The 23,946-nt window shown below is 35.1% G+C and carries 19 protein-coding genes, 3 pseudogenes and 2 other annotated features; of the genes and pseudogenes, 11 read left to right on the top strand and 11 right to left on the bottom strand.

Features of this window, described 5'->3' with window-relative positions:
• Positions 1-9 precede the first annotated feature (9 nt).
• The 3 genes from MHH45_RS07355 to MHH45_RS07345 all read right to left on the bottom strand — a co-directional run bounded on the left by MHH45_RS07355 (position 10) and on the right by MHH45_RS07345 (position 2,009).
• Positions 10-636, bottom strand: coding sequence for an FMN-dependent NADH-azoreductase (locus tag MHH45_RS07355; RefSeq protein WP_016114355.1), 627 nt, complete (start codon positions 634-636; stop codon positions 10-12).
• Between the two features lie 74 nt (positions 637-710).
• On the bottom strand, positions 711-1,295 hold the full coding sequence (locus MHH45_RS07350) for a DUF3238 domain-containing protein (RefSeq protein ID WP_016114356.1): 585 nt from the start codon (positions 1,293-1,295) through the stop codon (positions 711-713).
• A gap of 129 nt (positions 1,296-1,424) precedes the next feature.
• Entirely contained in the window at positions 1,425-2,009 is a 585-nt protein-coding gene (locus MHH45_RS07345) for a DUF3238 domain-containing protein (protein WP_016114357.1), read from the bottom strand.
• 153 nt (positions 2,010-2,162) lie between these two features.
• Here MHH45_RS07345 and MHH45_RS07340 point away from each other — a divergent pair, with 153 nt between their 5' ends.
• Positions 2,163-2,636 (top strand): MarR family winged helix-turn-helix transcriptional regulator, encoded by a 474-nt coding sequence (locus MHH45_RS07340; RefSeq protein ID WP_016114358.1) that lies wholly within the window; start codon positions 2,163-2,165, stop codon positions 2,634-2,636.
• 559 nt (positions 2,637-3,195) lie between these two features.
• Here MHH45_RS07340 and MHH45_RS07335 read toward each other — a convergent pair.
• Entirely contained in the window at positions 3,196-4,017 is an 822-nt protein-coding gene (locus tag MHH45_RS07335; protein WP_088093769.1) for a YwqG family protein, read from the bottom strand.
• A gap of 114 nt (positions 4,018-4,131) precedes the next feature.
• On the opposite strand from MHH45_RS07335, the gene MHH45_RS07330 reads away from it, so the two are divergent.
• The 5 genes from MHH45_RS07330 to cysK all read left to right on the top strand — a co-directional run bounded on the left by MHH45_RS07330 (position 4,132) and on the right by cysK (position 11,131).
• Positions 4,132-4,926 carry a polyphosphate kinase 2 family protein gene (locus MHH45_RS07330; RefSeq protein WP_077295106.1) on the top strand — a complete coding sequence of 265 codons (795 nt, stop codon included), beginning with the start codon at positions 4,132-4,134 and terminating at the stop codon, positions 4,924-4,926.
• A 549-nt stretch (positions 4,927-5,475) separates the two neighbouring features.
• Positions 5,476-6,735 (top strand): GTPase HflX, encoded by a 1,260-nt coding sequence (gene hflX / locus MHH45_RS07325; protein WP_016114361.1) that lies wholly within the window; start codon positions 5,476-5,478, stop codon positions 6,733-6,735.
• A gap of 330 nt (positions 6,736-7,065) precedes the next feature.
• The gene (locus tag MHH45_RS07320; protein WP_016114362.1) at positions 7,066-8,628 is read left to right on the top strand and encodes a Vga family ABC-F type ribosomal protection protein; all 1,563 of its coding nucleotides are present in this window, start codon (positions 7,066-7,068) and stop codon (positions 8,626-8,628) included.
• 361 nt (positions 8,629-8,989) lie between these two features.
• Positions 8,990-10,198 (top strand): MFS transporter, encoded by a 1,209-nt coding sequence (locus MHH45_RS07315; protein WP_088093768.1) that lies wholly within the window; start codon positions 8,990-8,992, stop codon positions 10,196-10,198.
• 15 nt (positions 10,199-10,213) lie between these two features.
• A complete protein-coding gene (gene cysK / locus MHH45_RS07310) occupies positions 10,214-11,131 on the top strand; it encodes a cysteine synthase A (protein WP_016114364.1) in 918 nt (305 codons plus the stop codon).
• A 50-nt stretch (positions 11,132-11,181) separates the two neighbouring features.
• Here cysK and MHH45_RS07305 read toward each other — a convergent pair whose 3' ends face one another.
• Positions 11,182-12,816 (bottom strand): putative polysaccharide biosynthesis protein, encoded by a 1,635-nt coding sequence (locus MHH45_RS07305; RefSeq protein ID WP_016114365.1) that lies wholly within the window; start codon positions 12,814-12,816, stop codon positions 11,182-11,184.
• A 230-nt stretch (positions 12,817-13,046) separates the two neighbouring features.
• Positions 13,047-13,270: a binding site (T-box leader), on the top strand.
• 303 nt (positions 13,271-13,573) lie between these two features.
• Between MHH45_RS07305 and MHH45_RS07300 the strand changes: the two genes are divergently transcribed.
• A complete protein-coding gene (locus MHH45_RS07300) occupies positions 13,574-14,911 on the top strand; it encodes a sodium-dependent transporter (protein WP_016114366.1) in 1,338 nt (445 codons plus the stop codon).
• Positions 14,912-14,962: 51 nt separating this feature from the next.
• On the opposite strand, the pseudogene MHH45_RS07295 reads toward MHH45_RS07300, so the two are convergent.
• Positions 14,963-15,226: pseudogene (locus MHH45_RS07295) on the bottom strand (polysaccharide deacetylase); the annotation flags it as partial.
• A 340-nt stretch (positions 15,227-15,566) separates the two neighbouring features.
• On the opposite strand from MHH45_RS07295, the gene MHH45_RS07290 reads away from it, so the two are divergent.
• Both MHH45_RS07290 and MHH45_RS07285 read left to right on the top strand, forming a co-directional pair.
• A complete protein-coding gene (locus MHH45_RS07290) occupies positions 15,567-15,830 on the top strand; it encodes a CD3324 family protein (protein WP_016114368.1) in 264 nt (87 codons plus the stop codon).
• A gap of 142 nt (positions 15,831-15,972) precedes the next feature.
• The gene (locus MHH45_RS07285) at positions 15,973-16,611 is read left to right on the top strand and encodes a FusB/FusC family EF-G-binding protein (RefSeq protein ID WP_016114369.1); all 639 of its coding nucleotides are present in this window, start codon (positions 15,973-15,975) and stop codon (positions 16,609-16,611) included.
• 157 nt (positions 16,612-16,768) lie between these two features.
• On the opposite strand, the gene MHH45_RS07280 is transcribed toward MHH45_RS07285, so the two are convergent.
• The gene (locus MHH45_RS07280) at positions 16,769-17,845 is read right to left on the bottom strand and encodes an N-acetylmuramoyl-L-alanine amidase family protein (RefSeq protein ID WP_088093767.1); all 1,077 of its coding nucleotides are present in this window, start codon (positions 17,843-17,845) and stop codon (positions 16,769-16,771) included.
• 518 nt (positions 17,846-18,363) lie between these two features.
• Between MHH45_RS07280 and speB the strand changes: the two genes are divergently transcribed.
• Positions 18,364-19,308 carry an agmatinase gene (speB, locus tag MHH45_RS07275; protein ID WP_016114372.1) on the top strand — a complete coding sequence of 315 codons (945 nt, stop codon included), beginning with the start codon at positions 18,364-18,366 and terminating at the stop codon, positions 19,306-19,308.
• Positions 19,309-19,494: 186 nt separating this feature from the next.
• Here speB and msrA read toward each other — a convergent pair whose 3' ends face one another.
• From msrA to MHH45_RS07255, 4 genes and pseudogenes are all read right to left on the bottom strand, one after another.
• On the bottom strand, positions 19,495-20,031 hold the full coding sequence (gene msrA / locus MHH45_RS07270) for a peptide-methionine (S)-S-oxide reductase MsrA (protein ID WP_016114373.1): 537 nt from the start codon (positions 20,029-20,031) through the stop codon (positions 19,495-19,497).
• Between the two features lie 90 nt (positions 20,032-20,121).
• Positions 20,122-20,226 (bottom strand): annotated as a pseudogene (locus MHH45_RS07265) (SDR family oxidoreductase); the annotation flags it as partial.
• A 593-nt stretch (positions 20,227-20,819) separates the two neighbouring features.
• Complete coding sequence (locus MHH45_RS07260) at positions 20,820-21,236, bottom strand: DUF1259 domain-containing protein (protein ID WP_016114374.1); 417 nt, start codon at positions 21,234-21,236, stop codon at positions 20,820-20,822.
• Positions 21,237-21,487: 251 nt separating this feature from the next.
• Positions 21,488-21,847, bottom strand: a pseudogene (locus MHH45_RS07255) (RNA-guided endonuclease InsQ/TnpB family protein); the annotation flags it as partial.
• 265 nt (positions 21,848-22,112) lie between these two features.
• On the opposite strand from MHH45_RS07255, the gene MHH45_RS07250 reads away from it, so the two are divergent.
• On the top strand, positions 22,113-23,171 hold the full coding sequence (locus MHH45_RS07250) for an FUSC family protein (protein ID WP_016114376.1): 1,059 nt from the start codon (positions 22,113-22,115) through the stop codon (positions 23,169-23,171).
• 225 nt (positions 23,172-23,396) lie between these two features.
• Positions 23,397-23,642 (top strand) — a binding site (T-box leader).
• Positions 23,643-23,946 lie beyond the last annotated feature (304 nt).

The following is a 23,946-nucleotide window of genomic DNA, read 5'->3' as shown; positions in this document are numbered from 1 at the left end:
TTTTGTTAATTAAAACGTACTTGCTACTTTAACAGCCTTTTCAAGCCCTGCAGCAATAATTTCTTCTGTTTTATCAGGGAATTGGTTGTGGCCTTCAATCACGACTTTCTCCATATCTTTTACACCGAAGAAGCTCATCATACTTGCTACATATTTAACAGCCATTTCCATTTCAGCTTTTGGACCTTTAGAATATACACCGCCGCTTGCGTTTAATAATGCAATTTTCTTATTTCCAATAAGACCTACTGGACCTTCTGGCGTATATTTAAATGTTTTGCCCGCGCGGTTTAAGTAATCAATATATGTGTGTAGTACAGCCGGAATTGTTAAATTCCATAACGGGAAACCAAATACAACTTTATCAGCTGCAAGGAATTGATCTAAATATTTATCAGCAACAGATACAGCCTTTGCTTCTTCTGCTGTTAAATCAAATCCTCTACTAGCCTTAAATGTACCGTTAATCATATCTACACCTACATATGGTAATTCTTCCTTGTATAAATCAAGCTCTACCACTGTATCATTTGGATGTGATTCTTTGTAGCTTGCTAAAAAAGCCTCATATAATTTCACACTAACTGCTTGGTTTGCTGGACGATTGTTTGCTTTTACAAATAAAACTGTTGTCATTCTCTATTCCTCCTGTTACTCACTCTCTTATGTTGTTATATATTTATTTAATAAAAAGGGTATTATATTGTTCTTTATAATATCTTTTTAAAACTATACTCCATGTCTCCACCTAGAGCTTCAGCTGTATCACCAGTTTCTCTGAAGTCATGTGTATGAATTTTCTCAAACTGACCAAAATTTACTTGCTTATAAAATTCATAACAAGGAAATCCATCATGTGCACCTTCAATATCGACAGTACCATCTTTTTGGACATGTACAGTTAATAGATAGTCAACAGGAGGTGCATATACATTTAATGGATTGCTAGCACTTGCACTCATTTTAAATTTGACGTCATTTGACCCCCATACAACATCAGTGCACAAAATATTTTCCGTACTAGCTTTTCCTGTTCTCTTATTAACGGAACCATCAGGAGTTGTGATTCTTTCTGTTGTTATGCCGGTATTCGCATATGTGAAAATTTCTTTTTTATAAAAATCTATAACTATTTCTTGTTCAATTCTGGAACGCATAGCGTTTACAGCATATGGTGTAAATTCACGTGAGTCACCTTCGAATTGAATCACGTTTCCTGTTTGAGTATCCTTCTTAGGTTCAGTCCAAGACATTGGAATAAATACACTTGCTCTAACTTTAACGATATTAGTCATGAGACACACCTCTGCAATTCTTAATTTTATTTTGGATAATAATAATATTGACCCATTGAGCAAAACAGATCGCAATTTCTTTCGTATAAATATTTTTGCTGCTTGTAAACTTCTATTCAGTATTTATATCTAGATTGTCGTTTTAAAACTGTATTCCATTTCCCCAGCTAGCGCTGCTGGAGTGTCACCAGTTTTTCTGAAATCATGTGTATATATTAATTCAAATGGATCAAAATCTGTTTGTTTATAAAATTCATAGCAGGGGAACCCATCATGTGCACCCTCAATATGTGCAACCCCACTTTTGTTAACGTGTATAGTTAATACATAGTCAGCTGCAGGTGCTGCTGTATTTAAAGGATTGCTGGCACTTGCACTCATTTTAAAAGAAACTTCATCAGTACCCCACACAACATTAGTGCATACAATATTTTCTGTGCTTGTTTTCCCTTTTTTATACTCGATAGAACCATCTGGATTTGTAATTTTCACAGTTACGATACAAGCATTTGCATGTGAAAAAATTTCTTTTTTATAAAAATCAATAATCACTTCTTGCTCTAATCTCGACCGCATTGTGTTTACAGCATAAGGTGTAAATTCACGTGCATCACCAGTATATTCAAAAAGTTTTCCTGTTGTAGGATCTTTAATAGGTTCCAACCAAGCATACGGGGCAAAGACACTTCCTCTAATTTTCACGATGTTAGCCATGAGAAACCTCCATAATTTATTAATTTTTGTTTCGTTGAATCCCTTATATCTCTTATAACTAAATATAGTCAATTTGATTGACTATATTCCATATAGTACAATAGAAATTAGATGTAGTCAACCTGATTGACTTTGTTTAAGGAGGTTTTATGTATGAGTCATCAAGTATTTAGTGAATTGGATCTTACGTCACTTTTGTCATTATCCTTTAGCGCATCAATCAATGAACTACATGACAAATTGAGTGAATTGGGATTTGGAGACATTAGACCTGTACATGGTTTTATGTTTAAATGCATCACTCCTAATGGAGCGACAGGTATAGAACTAGCCGAATATTTAGGAATTACAAAGCAAGCTGTGAGTAAAATGGTGGATTATCTTGAGAAAAGTGGTTATGTAATGCGCAAAGCGCATCCAACTGATAAGAGAGGGAAAATTATTGTTTTGACAGAAAAAGGTTGGCTAGTAGTGCAAGCAAAAGAGAAGATACTAACTGAAATTGAACAACGTTGGATTGAAAACATAGGCGCTGAACGAATGCAAATGCTCAAAGAGGATTTAACAAAATTAGTTTATGAAGCAAATGAAGGTAAATCATCATCGAGGTTAAGACCTGTTTGGTAAACGTAGAGTTTACAAAGATGACCAACTAAACACCCATTAACTTAGGAAACAGATAATCCCCTAAATGATAAAAGTAGGTGCTTTTCTATCGAATGTGCACAAAATTTTTGTTTCAGGAATCATTGGATGGAATGGAAGAAGTGAAATAAGGAAGACTGCCCATTTTGATTATTGGGTAGCTTCTTTGTATTTTAGTGAAGAGTATATATTAGAGAATTTATGATTAGTCTTTATAGATCCAAACAAATTTTGGGTCTATATAAATATTTCAATCTTTCCACTGCCAAGGAGGCGGAGGGGTATCTTGATACTATAGATGAATTATTTAATAACAAAAAGGCATGTCCGTAATCATGTGGACAATATGATGCAAAAACTAAGGGGCAAAGGAGTTCACAAGCAGTTACCATATTTCTTCGTATAGCGGAGTTTGAATTATAATGACTAGGCCAACTTTATAGAAAAAGTTAGCCGTTTTTTCTATTCTCTTTCGCTTTATACCAATTACAGCAATGTATAGGAACAGAGGAGAGGGATATGTTGTAAATGCATGGTTGATTTAACAACATTGCAAAATCAGCCATGTATTTTGAAAGTTTCTTCGCAATAAATCTTCTTTTTTGATCCAGAAATACAATAAGCCAGTGTCTCCCCAGTACATTCCAGACTCATCGTTAGTATCAAGTTGTAACAGTAACATCCAATCTTGAGGACTGCCAGGCAAATGTTTTATCTCTTTATCTGAAGGATACCCATTTCCTAAAGAGATTCCGTTTGTAACAAGATGACACTCTTCCGCCATTTCTTCTGATTGAATAGCTTGTGCGGAGCCGAGTAAATGATGCAGTCCATCGAGATATAAATCTTCTATTTCTTTATAAAGATCCCATTCATCATCATTTGATAAACCTGTTTTTTCGATTTTTTCTTTTGCTAATGTCCATGTTTCTTGAAAGGAAATGATGGAAGGAGGGAACACTTCTGTTTGAAGTTCTCGTCGCTTTAGGTTTTCTATATTTTTCGTGTACAGAACGCAGTGTCCTCCCATATCCCTCGGGTCAAATCCCCACGGTTGTTCTTCTGCGTCATAAAAGAAATACAGCATGCCCTTCGTAGGCAGTGGGTTTCCTTTGTGATAAGGTTGTACTTCTTCTAAATTCAGTTGTCCAATAAAGTGTAGCGGTATGTCGTTGTATGTTGGAATCTTTAATTCATCAGGTAAATCTGGAAAACCCCCTAATTTGGACGTTCCTATTGCTATTTGCTCATCAGATCCTTTACGTAGACGAATTTGAATTGTTGGCTCAAGAGAATTTAAAATATGTTTTTCTAGATGCATGGCACTATATTTTCCGAGCACATTTTGTATTGTTTGTTTCATAATGTATCACCCCATTCTTATTGTACAACAACTTGTTTGTATTTTCTGGAAATAATCAAAAATATTGAAAATTATGTTAAAATAGCGTTAGTGTAGGAAAAGGGGGATTATTTTATGACAAAAGATCGTCTTGCTCAGGTAGATTTAACGAAAAGAATGGAATCAAAATCAAAGTATAATAAGAAGCTTGAAAAGTATCAAAGGCGCTTATTAGCGTTGCAGCAAATTTTACAAAAAGAAAAAATAGCCGTTATTATGGCGATGGAAGGTTGGGATGCGGCTGGAAAAGGAGGGGCAATTAAACGAATTACTGAGCATCTGGATCCGCGTGGATTTCAAGTAAATCCAATTGGTGCGCCTGCTTCTCATGAAAAACGTTACCATTATTTGCAACGCTTCTGGCGGAAAATTCCTCAGTATGGTCAAATCACAATTTTTGATCGCTCTTGGTATGGTCGTGTATTGGTAGAGCGTGTAGAGGGATTTGCTACAAAGGAAGAATGGACGAGAGCATATGATGAAATCAATGATTTTGAAAAACGATTAACAGATGATCATTACATAGTAGCAAAATTCTTCTATCATATTAGTAAAGATGAGCAGCTGGCACGATTTAAAGATCGTGAGAAAAATCCTTTGAAGAGATGGAAAATTACAGATGAAGATTGGCGCAATCGTGAAAAGTGGGATGAATATGTCGAGGCAATCGAAGAAATGTTTGAGAAAACAGATAAACCGAATGCAAGATGGAATATTATCGCCAGTAACGATAAATTATATGCACGTGTGAAAACATTGAAAGTAATCATTTCATTAATTGAAGATTATTTTGTGGAGCATGGAATCGAATTGCCATCATACTATCATGAAATGAAAGAGAACATGCAAGAGGAAAGCGAACGTGTGTAAGATATAATGTATTAAATTTCCAAGGGATTGAACGTTATTCATCATAAGAAGTGTATGCAAAAAATGAAGAATATTATCGAAAATTAATGAATTTGTTTATGCCCATAATTGAAGTTTATTCTTGTGAAACCAGTATAATTATGCTAAGCTTTATGTAACTTTTAATGAACGGAGGGGTCTCCTTTGATTTTAATCAGATTACGTCTCAATACTTTGTGCCGATAATTGAATAGCGCTCAAAGGCTCTGTCTGTGTGCAGAGTGAACGGGATTGGTCTGCCTATTTTAAAGGAACCCTTTATTGAACTGATATGTGAAAAGAGGGAGGGACGAATACGCCCTCTTTTTGTTTTGCCTTTATAATAGAATGATGTGATATATGTGTATGTTTTTTAGGGATACGTATATCATTTGTGACGTATTGGCCATGTAACAATTTGAAAGCTATGCTTTCTTTTGTTTATTTGTCGCACTCTCATCCGTTTACGAAAAACACAGGCAGTGACCTGTGTTTTTTAATTTTACGTAATCGAAATGGAGGAATGAATATATGGAAGAACTAGTACAAAAAGCAATATTAGTCGGAGTGAATTTAAATAATGAAAGTGATTTTGAATATTCAATGGAGGAGTTAACAAACCTTGCGGAAGCGTGTGATGTGGAAGTTGTAGGGCAAGTTGTGCAAAATTTACATCGCGTGAATCCATCGCATTATATCGGAAAAGGGAAAATTGAAGAAGTTTCTGCTTTTGTGAAGGAAGCAGATGCGAATATGGTTATTTTTAATGATGAGTTATCACCTTCGCAAATTCGAAATTTAGAAGCTGACTTAGATTGTAAGGTCATTGATCGTACCATTTTAATTTTAGATATTTTTGCGCAGCGTGCTAAGACGAAAGAAGCACAGTTGCAAGTTGAAGTAGCGCACCTGCAATATATGATGCCACGTTTAATTGGTCTTCGTGAATCTTTAGGAAGACAGAGCGGCGGCGTTGGTACGAAAAACAAAGGTGTTGGTGAGAAGAAATTAGAGCTCGATCGTCGTAAAATTGAAGAACAGATTGCAGTATTAAATAAAGAGCTAGAAGCGCTTGTTGCGCAGCGACAAACACAGCGTAAACAGCGTAAGAAAAATGAAATCCCTGTTGTTTCATTAGTGGGATATACAAATGCTGGTAAATCAACGATTATGAATACGATGCTTGAGATCTTTAACGGTTCGACTGAGAAACAAGTATTCGAAAAGGATATGCTATTTGCGACGTTGGAAACGTCAGTGCGAAATATTGAACTTCCAGATAATAAATCGTTTTTATTAACAGATACAGTTGGTTTTGTAAGCAAGTTGCCACATCATCTTGTAAAGGCATTCCGTTCTACATTAGAAGAAGTAGCGGAGGCAGATTTATTGATTCATGTGGTCGATTATGCAAATCCAAATTATGAACAATTAATTGAGATTACAAACCAAACACTAAAGAAAATTGGTGTTGAAAATATCGCGACCATTTACGCATATAATAAATCAGATATGATGGATGTTGAAATTCCGAAAACCCAGGAGGACCGAGTATATCTGTCTGCAAAACAACAAATTGGGATTGAAGAACTTGTAGAAATGATTCGTTCTCACATTTACAAAGAGTATACAAAGTGTGAGATGTTAATTCCTTATGACCAAGGGCAAGTTGTTTCTTATTTCAATGATTATGCACATGTTACATCTACGAGTTATGAAAATGAAGGTACGAAAATTTCACTTGAATGTAAGACGAGTGATTTTGAAAAATATAAGCGTTTTGTTATTTAAAATGAAAAAGATATTGATTTTATTTGAAATTTCTAGCTATACTAAAAATAGCGTTAATGAAATTGAAAGAACGGAAGGGTGAACCAATTACATGAAGTACTAATCCTATTTACGAAAGCAAACAATTGAAGGTTATTTTTAGCAGATCATTACTCTGTTATTTGTGATGTCTTCAATTTGCGTTTTTCAGAATAGGATGGGACTTCTATAGTTGGATCTAAAAGGGGTAGTCTCTTTTGGGGTACACCTATAAATGATTTATGCCTCCTATTCTGAATGGATATAGGGGGCATTTTTTGTCTCCTACATTGGATAAAAGGAGATGTTACTATGTTTTTATTAGAAGCTAATCATATAAAGTACTATGTACAGGATCGTTTATTACTAGATGTGGATCAATTGCAAATCCATAAAAATGCTCGAATTGGATTAGTTGGTAGAAATGGAAGTGGGAAAACAACGTTATTCCAAATGTTAGCTGGAAAAATTTCTCCAGAAGAAGGGAGCGTTATTCAACATACTGGGTGTGAACTTTTACCGCAGCTTAAACGAACAGATACAACAAAAAGCGGTGGTGAAGTGACGCAAGAATATATCCAAAAAGCTCTTCTGAAAGATCCAGAGCTTTTACTTGCAGATGAACCGACCACAAACCTCGATACAGAACATATCGAATGGTTGGAGAAGAAGCTAAATATGTGGCAAGGAGCATTTATCATTATTTCACATGATCGTGCATTTTTAGATGCTCTTTGTACAACGATATGGGAATTGGATGAAGGAAAGATAAAAGAGTATACAGGCAACTATAGCGATTATGTAAAACAAAAAGAAGTAGAGCTCAATCAAGAACAATTAGCGTATGAAAAGTATGAGAAAAAGAAAAGGCAGTTGGAAGAAGCATTGAAGTTAAAGGAGAAAAAAGCGGAAAGAGCAACAAAGGCGCCAAAAAAGGTAAGTAAATCCGAAGCGAGAATTACAGGAGCAAAGCCATACTTTGCCAAAAAGCAAAAGAAGCTACAAAAAACAGCAACGGCCATTGAAACGAGATTAGAAAAGCTTGAAAAGGTAGAAAAAGTAAAAGAGCTTTCGCCAATTAAGATGAATTTGCCAAATGCAGAAACGTTTAAAAACCGGATTATTCTTCGTGTAGATGGTGTAACAGGTAAAGTTGGGGAACGTGTGCTTTGGAGCAAAACAAGTTTTCACATTCGAGGCGGTGATAAATTAGCGATTATCGGTTCAAATGGAAGTGGGAAAACGACATTTGTAAAAAAAATCATGAACCAAGAGTATGGTATTAAGCTTTCACCGGCTGTTAAAATTGGATATTTTAGTCAAAATTTAAACATATTAGATACAGAGAAATCAATTATCGAGAATGTCCAATCCTCTTCAAAACAGGATGAAACACTGATTCGAACAGTTCTTGCGAGAATGCATTTTTTCAGAGATGATGTCTATAAGTGGGTAGGGGTTTTAAGTGGCGGTGAGCGAGTGAAAGTAGCGCTGACAAAGCTATTTTTAAGTGATATTAATACTTTAGTGTTAGATGAGCCGACGAACTTTCTTGATATGGAAGCTGTTGAAGCGTTAGAGTCTCTTCTAAAAGAATATGAAGGGAGTGTAATTTTTGTCTCGCATGATCGCCGGTTTATCGAAAATATTGCTACGCGAATTTTAACAATTCGTAATCAAAAGATTGAATTATTTGAAGGGAACTATCAGCAATATAAACTCAATCAAGTGGGAAAGACGCGAGATACGAAAGAAGATAAGCTTCTTTTACTTGAAACAAAAATATCGGAAGTGCTAAGTCGCTTAAGTATTGAACCGTCCGAAGAATTAGAAATAGAATTTCAAAAACTTTTAAAAGAAAAACGAGAATTATAATTAAAGTTGATTAGAAAAAAGTACATCACGACTAATGGAGTGATGTACTTTTTTTGAGCTAGGTGCTGTCTTTTGTTTTTGCTAACATGCGGATAGAACTTAAGAGTGCAACAATCTTGTTTGTCTCTCTCTTCATCTTTGCTGATATAAAATAATCTAAAGAAAACTCCTTCCATTCAACGTTATAAAAATATATAAATTTAATGATTTATGTATATAGGTGAAATCGAAGTTGTGTTGCTGGAAAAAGAAATAAAACCAGTATAGAATAGAAAATGTTTTAAAAATCAGAAATTATTACAGTAAGTTGTAATGTTAATTAGTTACATTTTCTGTTTTTTAGGGAAGGAGAGAGTGAATTATGCAGGTAGTTTCAAAGGAAAATAAAATAGCTTCACCAACGATATATCGTATTTTATTTGCGATTAGTTTCGGTCATTTTTTAAATGACTCGATGCAAGCTGTTGTACCGGCGCTGTTTCCTATTTTGGAAAAGTCGATGAATTTGTCTTATATGCAGGTAGGATGGATTGCATTCGCGTTAAATATGACGTCATCGATTATGCAGCCGGTGTTTGGGATGTATTCAGATAAGAAACCATCTCCATTTTTATTACCGCTCGGTATGTTTTCGAGTATGCTTGGGATGATTGGACTTGCGTTCGCACCAAACTTTATTATCGTTATTATTTCAGTTTTATTTATCGGATTAGGATCAGCAGTCTTTCATCCTGAAGGCGCACGTGTTGCGTATATGGCAGCTGGTGCAAAGCGAGGGTTAGCGCAGTCAATTTATCAAGTAGGAGGAAATACAGGGAATTCTCTTGCACCAATTTTTACAGCACTAATTTTTGTTCCGCTTGGGCAAATTGGATCACTTGGATTCACGGCTTTTGCAGCGGTAGGTATTGTGTTATTAATTTTTGTTTCAAATTGGTATAAAAAAGAGTTAGTAAATGGTGCGATGCGAAGAAAGAAACGAGCTGCACTTGAGGCGGAGAATGCAATTGTTAGTAAACGTATTAAGTTTGTAATTGTTCTTCTTGTTTTCTTAACCTTTGTTCGTTCTTGGTATGGAGCTGGCATTGGGAACTTCTATCAGTTTTATTTAATCGAGCATTATGGTTTGTCTATTAGAAATGCACAGTACTTTGTATTTGCTTTTATGATTGCTGGGGTACTGGGTACATTCTTTGGCGGGCCATTAGCAGATCGATTTGGTAAGAAAAATATTATCGTATTTTCAATGATAGGTTCTGCGCCGCTTGCACTTTTATTACCACATGTTTCTCTAGCGTGGGTTGTGCCGTTATTTTTATGTATCGGTTTTATTAGTTCCAGTAGCTTTAGTGTTATTGTTGTGTATGCGCAGGAGCTTGTTCCGGGAAAAGTTGGAATGGTGTCAGGATTAATTGTCGGTCTTGCGTTTGGCCTTGGAGCATTAGGTGCCGTTGTTCTTGGGAAATTAGCAGACGTGTATAGTCTGCAATTTATTATGGTATTATGTAGTTGTTTACCATTAATTGGACTTACGTCATGGTTACTACCAAGCGATCGAAAAACACGATAGAATAGGGGCTGCGCTATGAAACTATGTCAAAATGTTACAGAATTAATTGGAGATACACCTGTCTTACGGTTATCGCGATTCGTTCCAGAAGATGCGGCAGATGTGTATGTGAAATTGGAAATGTTTAATCCATCTCGTAGTGTGAAAGACCGAGCGGCGTATAATTTAATTCATATGGCGGAAGAGAAAGGTCTCATTAAGCCAGGTGATACGATTATTGAACCAACAAGTGGAAATACAGGGATTGGTTTAGCGATGAACGCAGCTGCTAAAGGATACAAAGCGATTTTAATTATGCCGGATAATATGTCAAAAGAACGGATTAACTTGCTTAAGGCATATGGAGCAGAAGTTGTTTTGACACCTGCAGAACAAAGAATGCCAGGAGCAATTGCGAAGGCAGTAGAATTACAAAAACAAATATCAAATAGCTTTATTCCGCAGCAGTTTGAAAATCCAGCAAACCCGAATGTTCATCGCTATACAACAGCTCTTGAAATTTATGAACAAATGGATGGAAAGTTAGATGCATTTGTAGCAACTGCCGGAACTGGTGGAACCATTACTGGCACAGGGGAAACATTGAAAGAGAAACTACCAAATTTATATATTGCAGTAGTTGAACCGAAAGGATCTCCTGTTTTATCTGGTGGTGTGCCGGGTCCTCATAAACTGGTTGGAACAAGCCCAGGGTTTATTCCGAAAAACTTAAATACGGAAATATATAATGAAATTATTCAAATTGCGGATGAAGAAGCGCTTAGTACAATGAGAAATCTAGCAAAACAAGAGGGGATATTAGTAGGACCATCTTCAGGTGCCTCGGTCTATGCTGCAATCACGATAGCAAAACAATTAGGTGCTGGTAAGAAAGTGTTATGTATTGCACCTGATACGGGAGAGCGTTATTTAAGTATGGGATTGTTTGAATAAGAAACATAATAAAAGAGATTGTATGTATCATATACAATCTCTTCTTTGTTTTATTTTACTAATTTTTTTAATATAGGTAAACGACCAATCCGATCACCAAGAATATGTGATGCTAGGCCACTTGTTAATACGAAAGTAAGATAGACAATTCCTCCAACCACGCCGCAAATAATAACGATTAGCAATGATTCGATATAAGGTTGTCCAGGGATTAGCCATCCGATAATCGTTTTTAATCCTATTACGACAGCGGACATTGCTGCGGAGTAAATTGTAATAAGAAATACTGTTTTAGCTGTTTCTGCAATATCAAACTTCGCAAATTTGACGATGCAATATAGCATAATGATATCAGAAACGAGATATCCAAGAATTGTTCCAAGTACTGCTCCATGCCCACCTAATAGATATAGAAGTGGCGTATTCACTAAGATTTTTACGAGAATACCAACTGAGAATGCAATCATTGTTTTTCGCTGATAATCAATGCCTTGTAAAATGGCTGCTGAAACAGTGAAAATCGCACTTAATACTGCTGATGGTGCATAAGAAATTAAATATTGAGACCCGCCTAAAGCGGTATCAGGACTCATATATACCATTCGGAATGCGTCATATGCGATGCTAGCGAGTCCGAATGCAGCAGGGATTGTGAAGAATAATAACAACTGGAAAATCTTTGTAATTTGTTCTTGTAATTCTTCTAGTTTCCCGCTTGTAAATGATTTTGTTATCGCTGGAATAATCGTAAGTGAAAATCCAGTTGCGAGCGAAGCGGGAATCATAATTAATTTTTGAGCATAGTTCGTTATATAAGCGAAAATCGCATTCGCAGTTTCAAGCGGTGTTCCAATTGCTCTTAGTGCATCAGCAACTGTATATTGATCCACTAAAGTATAAAGTGGAATAGCGATCCCTACAAAAACAATAGGGATTGCGTAACGAAGTAGCTCCATATAAATGCTTTTTAATGAAACGTTTGAAGCCCTTGTTTTTAGTTCGCCTGCAGGTGGTTTTAAATGATTATATTTTTTCCAATACATGATTAAAATTGAAACGCTGGCAATTGCTCCAATAACAGCTCCGAATGTAGCGACTGCAACAGAAGAAGCAACGGAACCACCTAGTAATTTTGAAACGATAAAACTACCTACTAAAATGAAAATGACACGTGCAATTTGTTCCACAACTTGAGAAACAGCACTTGGCTTCATATGTTGGAATCCTTGGAAATATCCACGTGTTACACTCATTGCTGGAACAATAATGAGCGCAAAACTTAATGCTCGCATTGTAAGTGTTACATCAGCGATAAACCCCGGATCAGGTGTTTTGGAACGAATAATAAACTGCGATACGTAAGGTGCTCCGATAAATAAGATTAAAAATCCAGCGAAACCCATAAGCAGCATGATTTTCACACTAGAATTATACAGTTTCTTACTTGTGTTATAGTCACCTAATGCATTATATTTAGCGACAAATTTCGATACAGCAATTGGAATGCCGGCTGTTGAAAAGCTAAGCAAGATGCCATACCAAGAATATGCATACGCATATAAAGCAACCCCTTGTTCACCAACTAATAGTTGAAAGGGAAAGAAGTATATAAAGCCTAAAATACGCGAAATCATTGTGGCACCGCTTAGTAAAGCTGTACCTTTTAAAACTTTTGAAGTAGACAAAACCTTTCCTCCTACTCGTGCTCTGTTACAATCATCCTATACTACTATAAACCTGTCAGTGGATTTTATAAAGCATAAACCATAAGTCGTGCAATAGTATTCATCAAAAAGTCATATTTTGAATTTTTATAGCAACAAATAGCAAATTAATACATAAAAATTCAAAAAAATCAGTTGACACTCTTTTTATTGTATGATAAAAATGATAGTAATCAATTCGGAAAACATATAGTTGGGCAATGAAAGGGTAAAGTAGTGAAAATCTCCCTATGACAGAGAGCTGATGGTTGGTGCGAATCAGTATATAGATTATTCATGAAGTTCGTCCTGGAGCATCTTTCATAAATCTCACATTGTGAAGAAATGAAAGACGGTAGTATATACCGTTATCAAATAAAGTGGTGAAGAATTTTTTCACAACTAGGGTGGTACCGCGATATATATCGTCCCTACGTTTTTACGTAGGGACGTTTTTTATTTAGGGGTTATTTTAGTTGTATCTTCATAACTAGGGTGGTACCGCGATATTTTATCGTCCCTACGTTTTCGTAGGGGCTTTTTTTATTTCGGCAGTTTCTTAGTATTCTTCACAACTAGGGTGGTACCGCGATATTTTTATCGTCCCTACGTTACTGTAGGGGCGATTTTTTGTTTCTGAAGGGAAGTGGTTGTATTAGAAAGGGAAGAGGATAGAACAATACGAGTAAGTATGAAATGTAATAACAAGAAAAAATAGAAGAAGAGAGGAGATAGAAAGATGAATTCACAGCAATGGACATCGAAATTAGGTTTCGTTTTAGCTGCAGCAGGTTCAGCAATTGGCCTTGGCGCAATTTGGAAGTTTCCGTATATGGCCGGTATTGGAGGGGGCGGTGCCTTCTTCCTAATATTCATTGGTTTTACTTTACTGATTGGTTTACCTTTATTATTGGCAGAATTTTCAATCGGAAGAAGTACGCAAAAAGAGGCTGTTGATGCGTATAGAGAGATCGCTCCTAAAACATTATGGCCGTGGGTTGGTAAGTTAGGGATTGTAACATGTTTCATATTGCTTTCTTTCTACAGTGTTGTAGGAGGTTGGATTTTATTATATTTATGGAATGCAATTACAGGTAGACTATGGGAAGGAAATGGTGCATACGAAGCAACATTTGGTGAAATCATTTCCAATCCATATTTAGCAGTTGGATCACAGCTATTATTTATTCTTATTACTATTTTTATCGTAAGTAAAGGCGTGCAAAATGGTGTTGAAAAAGTAAATAAATACTTTATGCCAGCACTATTCGTTTTGTTCTTTGTGTTAATTGTTCGTGCGCTTACATTAGATGGAGCGGGAGAAGGGGTACGTTTCTTCTTACAACCTGATTTTTCGCATGTAACGTCTGAGGTTGTTTTATATGCGATGGGGCAATCGTTCTTCTCATTATCTGTCGGTGTGGCAGTAATGGTAACGTATAGCTCGTACTTGCCGAAAGAAGAAAATTTACCGCGTTCAGCATTTTCTATTGTTGGTTTAACACTTGTTATTACATTACTTGCGGGACTTGCAATTTTCCCGGTTGTATTTGCATTTGGAATGGAGCCATCTCAAGGACCGGGATTACTATTTATTGTATTACCGGCTATCTTCAGTAAAATGGCATTTGGAAAACTATTTTTCATTATTTTCTTATTACTATTCTTTTTTGCTACTGTAACATCTGCAATTTCTATGTTAGAGATTAGTGTTGCTTCCTTAACAAAAAAAGGAAAGGGAAAACGTGAAAAAATGGCATTGATTGTTGGATTACTAATCTTTGTTGTTGGAATTCCATCGGCACTATCATATGGTGTATTAAGTGATGTGAAGCTCTTTGGAAAAACAGTGTTTGATTTAGCAGACTTTGCAGTAAGTAACGTTCTTATGCCGCTTGGTGTATTATTAGTTGCAATCTTCGTGCCGTTAAAAATGAAGAAAGATGTATTAATGAAAGAACTGGGTGTAAGTAAAAATAAAGGCTATAAATTATTTGTATTATGGTTGTTCTTACTTCGCTATATAGCGCCAATTGCAATTATTACCGTATTTTTAAATGTAATTGGAGTGATTTAAAGTACAAAAGGCTCTAGCATAACGTTATGCTAGAGCCTTTTAATTATAGAATTATCTTTTCTGCAATTCGTTTACTGTAACAAATTGATAGCCTTTTTTAGATAAAGAATCTAAAATGCCTTCAATGGTCTTTAAGGAATTATCAGAATCGTCATACATGGAATGTAATAAAATGATAGATCCAGGTTCTACATTTTTTGTAGGACCATCATCAAAGGTTAGGGCGAAGACTTTTTGATTTGTTTCTACTCGATTTGTTAATTTACCAAATAGTTGATACGTTCGTGAATTCATTAATTTATAAGTTCCAAAGAGTAGGAAGAGTGGTTAGTATAATCAATGATGTAATGATTCTTTTGTTCATAAAGCGCCCTCACATTATTTTTAATTTTAAAAAGTAGTGGGATGCAAGTGAGGAAAATTTATCATATAATAAAGTTGAATCAAAAGGTATATTAGGAGGTGTTGATATGGCGATTACAATACAATTGCCAGACACTGCAGCGTCTCATGCAAAGCCAAGTATGGAAATGGCGATACTTTGCGTGAGGTAGACAAGTAATATTCAATCGCCAAAATGAGCTCGTATCATTTCTTTTATATTTGGCTTTGCACCTTATTGAAATGAACTATAAAAAATAAGGGGCGAGCAGAAATGAAATACGTAAAGGCAGCGACTGTTTTACCAGAAAGCTTAATTGCAGAAATTCAAAAGTATGTACAAGGTGAAACAATTTACATTCCAAAACAAGAAACTAAACATTATAAATGGGGTGCACGATCTGGCGGAAGAAAGCAACTTGATGCACGGAATAGAGACATTAAACATGCTTTTAAAAGTGGAACTACCATTCATCGATTAGCAGAGGAATACTTTCTTTCTACGGAAACGATAAAAAAAATCGTGTATTCAAAATAATAATGAAAAGCACTGATTATTCAATTAGAAATAATCAGTGCTTTTTGTGTATACTTTGTTTATGAATCGTTTTCGACATTTTATAAAATAAGTGTATTGTATACAATAAAAAGAGATCAACAATTTGTATGGAGTGATAATAATGGAAGCATTTATTAGAAGTGATCAATATAATTTTATAAAATCACAAACTCATATTCTAGCGCATGGACACGCAACAGCAAACGATAGAGGTGTTATTGCTGCGCTGAAGTCTCTTGCAATAGAAAAAGTGTTACATGTTTTTGAAAATCTTACTGATGAACAAAAAAAAATAATCGATACGATTTTGGCAGTTGAAAATAGAGAGAACGCAGAAGCGTTTTTACTTCAGTTAAATCCATATGTTATTCCGTTTCAGGAAATTACACCACAAGCGTTAAAAAAAATATTTCCTAAAGCTAAAAAATTGAAGCTTCCTGAAATAGAAGAAATAAATATGAAAGAAATGTCGTATTTAGGTTGGATTGATAAAGGAACGGGCAGAAAGTTTATTGTAGCAAAGGCTAAAAATAAGTTTGTTGGCTTGCAAGGCACATTCCAAAGTATAAATAAAAAGGGCATTTGCTCATTATGCCACGGTCATGAAGAAGTAGGGATGTTTTTAGTTGAAATAAAAGGTGATGTACCAGGTACCTTTGTTAAGAAAGGAAACTATATTTGCAAAGATAGTATAGTGTGTAATCAGAATATGACTTCACTTGATAAATTACATGACTTTATTGAGAGATTGAGGAAATAAATTATTGCAAAAGATCGTACTAAACTACATTCATCACTATAATTGTATGTGAGTTCAAGAAAACAAAAATGACCTGTTCCCTAAAGAATAGAGGGAACAGGTCTAGGGATACTTTTCAATAGGTAGGAGATGTAAATCTCTACCCATTGAAATTCACTTAGATCATAACGCCATTATCTGCAAAGCGATACCACTTTCCATCAATGAACAGGTAGCTAGTAGCCATGGAACCATTTGTATTTAGATAATACCAAGTAGATCCTTCTTTTAACCAGCCAGTAGCCACAGAACCATTTGTATTTAGATAATACCAAGTAGATCCTTCTTTTAACCAGCCAGTAGCCATAGAACCATTTGTATTTAGATAATACCAAGTAGATCCTTCTTTTAACCAGCCAGTAGCCATAGAACCATTTGCATTTAGATAGTACCAAGTATCGCCTGCTGGTAACCAGCCTGTAGCCATAGTCCCATCTCCATAAAAGAAATACCAAGTCCCTTTTATATTTTTCCATGCTGTAGCCATGGAACCATCTTCATTATAGTAATACCAAGTGCCTTTATAGGGCCCACTAGTAATCTCACGCCAACCTGTCACCATAGTCCCATTATCATTAAAATAATACCCTTTATCATTAATCAATTTTTCCCCTATAGCCATGGAACCATCTTCATTGTAGTAATGCCAGCCGTCGGAACCACCAAAGTGTTTCCAACCTGTCACCATGTTGCCATTATCATTAAAGTAAAATGTTTGTCCTATAATCGTTTTTTTATCTGTGGCCATGAATCCTTCTTCATCGAAGTAATACCAAGTGCCTTTAATATTTTTCCAATCTTTAACCATGGAGCCATCTTCATTAAAATAACGCCATTTTCCGTTATAAGACACAGGTCCATTAAATTGTTTCCAACCTGTCATCATAGCTCCATTATCATTAAAATAATATGTTTTTTTATTAATAGTTTTCAAGTCTGTAACCATAATTCCATCTTTACCAAAGAAATACCAAGTGCCGTTGATCTTTTTCCAATCTTTAGCTGTATTACCATCTTCATTAAAGTAATACCAAGAACCTCCATATTTTGACCAATGTGGAACCATAGCCCCATTTACTTCACCTTGCTCAATTGCATATGTATGATTTTGAACAACTACATTTTCTTCTGCATGAGAAACTGTAGGAACTACAAACATTGCAGCCATTAAAATTGGTAAAATAGATTTCTTCATTTTCCATATCCCCCAAATAATGAATAATTTTAGTTTTTATTTTCACAAAAGAATTATATTCTGTAATATTGAAATAATCAATGTGTCTTGTAATATAAATGTAATGTTTTTTGATTTATTGAAATTTAATTTGCTTTTTTGTCATAAATTAAGTGGGTTTCCAATTTAAGTAACTTACTTTATTTCTTGAATCATTATCATCCCTTGAATAGACCGCACCAATTACAATTATATATGTAAAATAAAAACGCCTATTATATCATGTGTGCCATTTTATAAACGCACTCTTTTAATAAGTGATTTATGAAATTTCTTGCCTTTTAATAAAAACTATTTTTCATACTTTGTATGTTGATTAGAATAAGCTATTCAATTATGCATAGACAGAAAAAGAGTGAATAGAGGGTAACGAATCATTTTCTATATGGCATGATTTTTGCACTTTAATAAAAAAACATTCATATAAAAAAAGTTTCTTTCGGGTGCAAAAAATTATGTTTGAAAAGGGGAAATGAGAAATGAAATATCCACTAACACCAGATGTAAAACCGGAATTTTGTACGACAGGTACATTTATGAGATTACCTTCAAGTAATGAGCAAGCAAAAGTGGCTATTTTAGGGATGCCTTTTGATACTGCTGCTTCTTTTCGCGTTGGTGCGCGTTTTGCTCCACAAGCAATCCGTCAAGCATCGATGACTTTGTTTCCATATCATCCGATTCATCATGTTTATCCGTTTGATGACACAAATGCGATTGATATTGGTGATGTTTCTGTGATTCCACATAATATTCATCGCAGCTATGATTTAATAGAGGAAGCCGTTTTTGGGTTAATGCAGCAAGGAATCATTCCAATAGGTCTTGGAGGGGATCATTCTGTTACATTAGCAAGCCTTCGTGCGGCAGCGAAAGTTCATGGACCTGTGGCAATGATTCATTTCGATTCGCACACAGATACATGGGATACATATTATGAGGAAAAATATTGGCACGGTTCGCCGTTTATACGTGCACATGAAGAAGGGTTACTACAGCCAGACAAAGTATTTCAAATTGGAATTCGTGGAACATTGAATCATCCTGGTGATATAGAAGCTAGCAATGACTTAGGATATAACGTTATTACAACAGCAGAATTATGTAATCGTGGTTTTGAAAGTGTCCTTGAGCAAATGCGAACAACGATTGGCGATACACCGTGTTTCTTAACGTTTGATATTGATTTTGTAGATCCATCTTGTGCGCCTGGTACAGGGACATTAGAAGTTGGGGGATTTAACAGTCGTGAGACATTAAATATGGTGCGTTCATTAAGTGGTTTTAATTATATTGGTTTCGATTTAGTGGAAGTGTTACCGCCATATGATCAAGCTCAAATTACTTCTTTATTAGCTGCGACACTAGTACATGATTTTGCTAGTTTGATTGCATTACAGTTGAAAAATGCAGCGAATAAGTAGAGAAATGATTTATTATATTGGAAAATAAAAAAGGTCAATGAGAAGATCTTCTCATTGACCTAAAGTATTCTCGTTGTTCATGAAGCAGGAATTTTTAAAAGATAATAAAAGTTAACCATAGCAAGATGTCAGGTAATAAAAAAACACTACCTGTTCAAATTATTGAAAAGGTAGTGAGAGATATGATTAATTCTTTTTCCAATTTTCTTCAATAAAATCTTCACGACCGGACTCTTTACGTTCCTGAGCATATTTCTCAGGATTTTTTTTGTAAAAATGTTGATGATATTCTTCCGCTTCGTAAAAAGGAGCAGCTGGACGAATTTCCGTCACGATTGGACCCTTAAACATACCGCTTTCTGCTATTGCTAGCTTTGATTTCTTAGCTAGTTCTTTTTGGCTTTCATTATGATAAAAAATTGCTGTGCGATAGGATGGCCCACGGTCAAAAAATTGTCCACCGTCATCAGTCGGATCAATTTGTGGCCAATATAAATCTAGCAATTTTTGATAAGGAAAAATAGAGGGATCGAATGTAATTTGAACAACTTCTAAATGTCCAGATGTTCCTGATTTCACTTGTTCGTATGTTGGATTTTCGATATGACCACCAGCATAGCCTGAAACAACTTTTTGAATACCAGGAAGTTCGTCAAATGGTTTTACCATGCACCAAAAGCAGCCACCTGCAAAGGTTGCGAGTTCGTATGTTTTTTCTGTCATTGCTGTAATCCTCCTAAATAGATATGTTTTATCTAGTATTATATAAATTGTTTTATTGCGCAATAAAAAAGATTTGAAACTATATGTTTTTTATAGACAAGAACCACCGCTCGCATCAATCAATTGACCGGTAATCCAACGGCTATCAGGGGAAGCAAGAAATGCAGCAGTATCTGCAATGTCCTCTATTTCACCTTGCTCACTTCTTAGGTTACTGTAAAGAAAGTTAAAGGGATTGTAGACAGTGTGAACATTTTTGTATTCCTCACAATGAATTTAAGCTGGCTATACAAATGACTTAATGATGAATCTGAATCATTATGGAGGCGCATTAAAGAACAACGATTCATATTTCAGGATATTGCAAATAGCGTGAAAATTCATTATATTGGAATGCGATGAATTTTCATAAGTTGAATTGAGCTATATCTCCTAGGATCTAAAAAAGATGCAAGAACAGAAGGTTAGGGTAGGTGTACGGTTAGATTCAGTAGCAAATTTTTATTTGGAGTATAAACGGTGAAGTACCTGAAAACTTCCTATCAGCCAATAATTGTACGAATAGCTTGACCCTAAAAATAAGTAGGCAAAGAAAACTCTTACTCCCTATAAAAATTGGACTTTTGATGATAAGAGGTAACAGTCGCAAAAGAACGGTGAGTTCTCTTTTAGCTTTTATATATTCATTCAAATGATAAGAGTTGTAGTAAAATGGATCTTATTTTAATGATTATTTTGGTATAATTGCACATTATTAGTAAAAGTAAATACACATGATTCGTCTAACATTAACTCTCGGTGTCAGCAACCGGATAACTACTTAAGGCTGAAAAAGAATTTGCTAATTTTTTCGCAAAATGTAATGGGGGCTCCACTGATTGGAGATGAATGTACATGATTAATGGACTCGTATATAACCAATGGTTGTGTAAAGCACTAACAATAATTCCCTGTTGCACAATTGAACGCATAAATGAAGGGATTTCTTCTTGCAAAACAGCAATTTCTCCTAAATTTAAAGCATTTCCACTTTGATCCAAAGATTCAAAACTTACTCCTACAGGTATTACATAGCCACTCAGCTTTCCTTGAACAAGAACATTAAAATTGCGACGTAAAGATACCGAACAACCATTTTGATTTATTTTACTTTTTCCTTTAAGAATTGTAGCAAATTGTCCGCAAAGAATATTTAAGTCATTCATGGATCTACTCCCCTTTATCGTACAAAATGATGTATTTAGAGTTATAAGATAAAAAAGATTTATCTTATATTATCGTATAGTTCATGCGATAGGCTCATGCAGATTTTGTGAACTACCCGCCACTTAACGCTCTTACGAGCTGTTTGAAGTGGGGGCTTCTCGGTTAGTCGTTACTTTTATTAGCTAACGAATTAGTCGTAAGACCACGAGCTATCTCCCATGTTCCATAGGTTCTTTGATATGATTTATGATCATGCTAACAAGCGTATCGCTTCATTTTTGATGTTGATTGCAGCATTATAATCTCTATCTATTGACGTACCACAATCACAAACATACTCTCGTTCAGATAGTGCTAAATCCTTTACGTTTCCACAACTACTGCATGTTTTTGTAGAAGGAAACCATTTATCAATCTTCACAAGTTGTTTGCCTTGTTCTTGTAACTTATAGGCTAAAAAAGTCGTGAACATCCCCCACCCATTATCAGCAACACTTTTACCAAAGTTAAGTGCTCGTGACATCCCTTTCATGTTCAAGTCTTCAATTGCTACAACATCAAAGTTATCGACTAATTCTTTTGACTTATGATGAAGGAAGTTCGATTGCTTGAAAAGTTTAGTCCTATTGATAATGGAAGGATAAAAAATATAGAACAGGGCATGAATAGTAAGTATAAATATAAATATATTTGCTTTTGTAGTTATTTTTATATAGACTCGTGTATTTAGGTTAAATACACATTTTCATGAAGGTTCGATTTATTCTTGTATTGGTGAAATAATCAAGTTTCATTTGTGGTAACTTGATTTTCCATCATTTAGAGTAAGTGTAGGGGATTTTATATAAAGTGATTTTTTGAACAAAGGAGTTTTTATGAAAAAAAACATAGGTAAGAAAAAGACTGGACTACTAAAAGGAGTAATGCTGATAACAAAAATAGCTTTAGCTTCGGGTTTATCATGGGAATTAGCAAAAATGCTAGGATCAAAACATCCTTATTTGGCACCACTGACTGTTATTCTTTCTATACAAGAAACAGTCCAACATTCTGCCATGTATGCTTTTTACAGAATTATCGGCACTATTTTCGGGATTTCCGTTACCGTTTTTATTATCAATCATTTAGAAGTAAATGGGTGGACGATAGGATTATTATTGTTCGGAGGAATGTTGCTCCCAGTTATACTAAGAGTACATAAAACCATAATACATCAAGTAGCTTTAACTATCTTATTAGTTTTTGTCTTTGTTCATAAAACAAACTATTATGTCATAGATCGAATCAGAGATACTATTATAGGGGCACTTATTGCCATTATTATCCATGTAATAATTTTTCCACCCAATTATGTGAAGGAAGCTCGTCAGACATTAAGTCAATTTGGATTTCATCTTGTACAGTTGTTTGAAAGAACAGCTAATTGGGTAAATACGAATTGTGGCTCTGTTAACGGACAGCAGTTAAGAAAAGATGTGACGAATCTACTTCAGGAACTGCATCAAGCGCAAAAAGATTTTAAGCTGGCGGAAAAAAGTTTGAAATTGAATCCATTTGCTAAGAATAAAAAACAAATATTAAAACAAAACGAACAATTCCTTGTGCAGTTAAAGGTAGGGTATATCTATCTTTCTAATATAATCAATACATTCAGTGACTGGTCTAACACAGACTGCATTTCAAAAACGGATCAACAACAATGGACGATTCAACTACAAATGCTAGGAAGATACATAGAAAATCAACTCAATAAGAGTTCAGAGGATCGTCAAAATTCTAGGGTTTCTAAATTTCACCTAGATTTATTAGACTTATCTTCGATTTCTGTACAAATCAATATCTCACCAGAATTAGAGCACTATAGATATCAATTGGGTTTGTATAATGAAACGCTTAAATTTATTCAAGAGTTAAGGAAGGATAATTATTACTAGCTCGGTTCTTGTACAAAAAAATCTGCGGGGATGCTAGGTTAGCAAAAAAGTTTCTTCTTAACATGCCGAAATCTATGTTTTAACAAAAAAGATCTACCTTTAAGCATTCGGATTATAATTTAAAATATAAATTTTCAAAAAATATATTGACAATAAAACGAACAAAGTCCTATAATACGTGTAACAACTGAAAGTTAATTAAGAATTTTCTAACTTTCATATATTTTATATGCAAAGAAGAGGAAAGTAGATGATTATGAAAGTTTCAGAGAGCTGCCCCGTGGCTGTGAGGGTGGTAACGATTGAATCATTGAAAATCACCTTGGAGCATCGCTTGCGAAAGGAAAACTGAGTAGAGGGCGGCGGTTTCATCTCCGGTAAAAGGATGAAAGTCTGATAGGACTTACAAAGCTTATATTTTGTGAGAAATATAAGGAAGCTGAGTGGTAACGCGAAACTCTCGCCTCAGCAATCAAAGCTACTATGATGTAGTGATTGATTGCTGAGGCGAGAGTTTTTATTTTAGAAAATAGAATAGAAGAATGCAAAGAAGAGGAGAGTAAACGATACAAATTGTTTCAGAGAGCTGCCCCGTGGCTGTGAGGGTGGTAACAATTGCATCGGTTGAAGATCACCTCAGAGCACTGCCTTCGAACAAAGTGAGTAGAGAGCAGCGGAGTTGTTCACGATAAAAGAACAAAAGTCTAATAGGACTTACAGAGCTTATATTTCGCGAGAAGTATAAGGAAGCTGAGTGGTACCACGATTCCCTCGT

This window comes from Bacillus sp. FSL K6-0042 (genome assembly GCF_038006685.1).
GTDB classification, from domain to species: domain Bacteria; phylum Bacillota; class Bacilli; order Bacillales; family Bacillaceae_G; genus Bacillus_A; species Bacillus_A pseudomycoides.
The sequence above is the reverse complement of the archived record's forward strand: the minus strand, read 5'-3'. Positions and strand labels throughout refer to the sequence as shown.

Bases quoted from the DNA above. Each gene is read 5' to 3' on its own strand.
- MHH45_RS07355 (WP_016114355.1), bottom strand. From the start codon at position 636: ATGACAACAGTTTTATTTGTAAAAGCAAACAATCGTCCAGCAAACCAA.
- MHH45_RS07350 (WP_016114356.1), bottom strand. From the start codon at position 1,295: ATGACTAATATCGTTAAAGTTAGAGCAAGTGTATTTATTCCAATGTCT.
- MHH45_RS07345 (WP_016114357.1), bottom strand. From the start codon at position 2,009: ATGGCTAACATCGTGAAAATTAGAGGAAGTGTCTTTGCCCCGTATGCT.
- MHH45_RS07340 (WP_016114358.1), top strand. From the start codon at position 2,163: ATGAGTCATCAAGTATTTAGTGAATTGGATCTTACGTCACTTTTGTCA.
- MHH45_RS07335 (WP_088093769.1), bottom strand. From the start codon at position 4,017: ATGAAACAAACAATACAAAATGTGCTCGGAAAATATAGTGCCATGCAT.
- MHH45_RS07330 (WP_077295106.1), top strand. From the start codon at position 4,132: ATGACAAAAGATCGTCTTGCTCAGGTAGATTTAACGAAAAGAATGGAA.
- hflX (WP_016114361.1), top strand. From the start codon at position 5,476: ATGGAAGAACTAGTACAAAAAGCAATATTAGTCGGAGTGAATTTAAAT.
- MHH45_RS07320 (WP_016114362.1), top strand. From the start codon at position 7,066: ATGTTTTTATTAGAAGCTAATCATATAAAGTACTATGTACAGGATCGT.
- MHH45_RS07315 (WP_088093768.1), top strand. From the start codon at position 8,990: ATGCAGGTAGTTTCAAAGGAAAATAAAATAGCTTCACCAACGATATAT.
- cysK (WP_016114364.1), top strand. From the start codon at position 10,214: ATGAAACTATGTCAAAATGTTACAGAATTAATTGGAGATACACCTGTC.
- MHH45_RS07300 (WP_016114366.1), top strand. From the start codon at position 13,574: ATGAATTCACAGCAATGGACATCGAAATTAGGTTTCGTTTTAGCTGCA.
- MHH45_RS07290 (WP_016114368.1), top strand. From the start codon at position 15,567: ATGAAATACGTAAAGGCAGCGACTGTTTTACCAGAAAGCTTAATTGCA.
- MHH45_RS07285 (WP_016114369.1), top strand. From the start codon at position 15,973: ATGGAAGCATTTATTAGAAGTGATCAATATAATTTTATAAAATCACAA.
- MHH45_RS07280 (WP_088093767.1), bottom strand. From the start codon at position 17,845: ATGAAGAAATCTATTTTACCAATTTTAATGGCTGCAATGTTTGTAGTT.
- speB (WP_016114372.1), top strand. From the start codon at position 18,364: ATGAAATATCCACTAACACCAGATGTAAAACCGGAATTTTGTACGACA.
- msrA (WP_016114373.1), bottom strand. From the start codon at position 20,031: ATGACAGAAAAAACATACGAACTCGCAACCTTTGCAGGTGGCTGCTTT.
- MHH45_RS07260 (WP_016114374.1), bottom strand. From the start codon at position 21,236: ATGAATGACTTAAATATTCTTTGCGGACAATTTGCTACAATTCTTAAA.
- MHH45_RS07250 (WP_016114376.1), top strand. From the start codon at position 22,113: ATGAAAAAAAACATAGGTAAGAAAAAGACTGGACTACTAAAAGGAGTA.